The sequence below is a fragment of the Actinoplanes sp. NBRC 101535 genome (assembly GCF_030269225.1).
In the GTDB taxonomy this organism is placed as follows: domain Bacteria; phylum Actinomycetota; class Actinomycetes; order Mycobacteriales; family Micromonosporaceae; genus Actinoplanes; species Actinoplanes rectilineatus.
This window is the reverse complement of record NZ_BSSY01000046.1, coordinates 1-969: the sequence shown is the minus strand read 5'-3', so window position 1 is coordinate 969 and position 969 is coordinate 1. Positions and strand designations below refer to the sequence as shown.

General features: G+C 66.9%; 1 protein-coding gene. It reads right to left on the bottom strand.

The window, feature by feature from the left end; translation table 11 throughout:
- Positions 1–904, bottom strand: a protein-coding gene (locus QSK32_RS45285; RefSeq protein WP_157411620.1) for an IS5 family transposase whose coding sequence is annotated in 2 segments (ribosomal slippage) — positions 1–554 and positions 557–904 — 902 coding nt annotated over the 2 segments. Because the reading frame shifts where the segments join, the coding sequence is not laid out codon by codon here. This gene is flagged as partial in the annotation.
- Between the last annotated feature and the right edge of the window lie 65 nt (positions 905–969).

Below are 969 nucleotides of genomic sequence, written 5' to 3'. Positions count from 1 at the left end.
TAGGTCGTGTGTTGTTGATCTTTGGTTAGGTCGCGGAGCCAGATTTTGATGGTGGCGACGTCGACGGTGGCCAGGTACATGAACGCCCGCTTGTCGTAACGGGTCGCGACGGCCCGGAACTGTTTGAGTTTGGAGACCGCTCGTTCGACGGTGTTGCGCTGCCGGTACCAGTCGGGGTCGAACGTGGGTGGCCGTCCGCCGCGGGATCCCCGCTTGAGGCGGTTCTTCTGCTGGTCGCGGCGTTCGGGGATAGTCGCGGCGATGCCGCGTCGGCGTAGGCCGGTGCGGATCGCGGCGACGGAGTACGCCTTGTCGCCGAGTAGCCGGGCAGGGCGGGTTCGTGGGCGGCCGCGACGGCGGGGCATGCGGATACCCGCCATGACCTGGTCGTAGCCGATGCGGTCGTGGCGCTGGCCGGCGGTCAGTGATCGGGAGACGGGTCTGCTGCGCAGGTCGGCGGCCAGGTGCAGCTTGGTACTGAACCCGCCCCGGGAACGGCCCAAGGCTTCGGGTTCGGTAGCGGGGCCGGTCGCCGTCAGTGTTTTGACTGGTCGGCCGGTGGCTGGTGGCGTGCTCCGGCGGCGTGCTGGTGGGCACGCACGACGGTGGAGTCGATGCCGAGGGTCCATTCCGGGTCGTTGGCGTCGGCGTCCAGGCGCAGCCGTTCGGCGATGCGCTGCCAGGTCCCGTCCAGGGCCCAGCGGCGTTTACGCTGGTAGACGGTCTGCCAGTTCCCGAACCGGGACGGCAGGTCACGCCACTGGATGCCGGTGCGTTCCCGGAACAGGATCCCGGAGATGGTGGTGCGGTGGTCGTTCCAGCGGTGACCTCGCGGTGGGTCCTGCGGCAGCAGTGGCTGGAGCAGAACCCACTCGGCGTCGGTGAGTTCGAATCGTGCGCTCATAGCGTCTCGATCAACATCGAGGAGCATCAAGATCTTCCTTCAAGATCTACAAAACACGAGCTAGT